We start from the raw sequence: 1109 nt of genomic DNA, 5'->3' as shown, positions 1-1109 counted from the left end.
CTTTATTGTCGATAACATACCCTAAGTGATTATTTTGAATTTTTTTTCCTGATTGAAATCTTTTAAAATTTTCAACGATAATTGGCAAATCATCATTTTCAATAGTTCGGCCTCTACTATCATGTCCACACCATTTGGCTTCTGCCATAAATAGCTTTTTGTAATTCTTCTGTTTAGAGTTCTTTATAAATACAACTAAACATGCTTTTGTATGTGTGCCTCCTTTGCCAGAAGTTTTAAAAAAGTCTTCTGGCATGCCAATGACAGCAAGTAAATCGCCTTTGCTCCGCATGAATTGTACAACATGAGAATAAGACTTACTAGTGATAAGACTTTCTGGTAAAACTATACCCAGCCGGCCCCCTTCTTTTAAAAGAGAAATGCATTTTTCCACAAAGAGAACTTGAGGAGGGACGTTGTTTAAAAGTTTCCCATTCTTCTCATATGCATTAGCTATAGAATTATATTTCCAGTCAAAGCCTAAATCATAAGTCTTTTGAATGTCTTTAGACACAGAAACAATATTCTTTCCAAAAGGCGGGTTTGTTAAGACAATATCGAACGATTCCGGTATTGATAATGGTTCCTTGTTTTGATCGCTCCATGCTAACGAATCACCACAAAATATATTACTTTGTTGAAGCGTGCGAATTGCGAGTCTTGTAGCTGTTAATTTGGCTAAATAAGAATCTTTTTCAATGCCATATAAGGAAGAGTTGATTTTTTTAGAATGTACACCTTCCTTAATTAAATGATTATATGCAGAACTTAAAAAACCACCTGCTCCTGCGGCGGGATCAATAATTTTTTCTCCAGGTTTCGGATCAATAATTGAAATAAGAAGCTCGACGCCATTCTTTGGGGTAAAAAACTGACCTTCTTCTTCTCTAATGCCAGTTCCAACAAAAACTTCAAATAGGTCACCGAAAAAGTCTCTTTGAGAATCTAAGAGATCTATTTGCTTCAATTCCTGATCAATAAAAAAAATACTAAGCTGGTCCAATTGCAATTCATCCATTGGATTGAAAACAAAAGGCAATTCCTTCTTTAATAAATTGAAAATTTCATGGTATTGTGTTGCTAAAGTATCAGGATCATCAGAAACTTTG

Annotated in this window: 1 protein-coding gene; it reads right to left on the bottom strand. The window is 34.4% G+C overall.

Annotated elements, in window-relative coordinates; genetic code table 11:
- Positions 1-1109, bottom strand: a 1109-nt coding sequence (locus tag A4R26_RS10790) for an HsdM family class I SAM-dependent methyltransferase (RefSeq protein WP_133054626.1), incomplete at both ends; no start/stop codon positions are given.

It is taken from the genome of Niastella populi (assembly GCF_002078015.1).
In the GTDB taxonomy this organism is placed as follows: domain Bacteria; phylum Bacteroidota; class Bacteroidia; order Chitinophagales; family Chitinophagaceae; genus Niastella; species Niastella populi.
The sequence above is the reverse complement of the archived record's forward strand: the minus strand, read 5'-3'. Positions and strand labels throughout refer to the sequence as shown.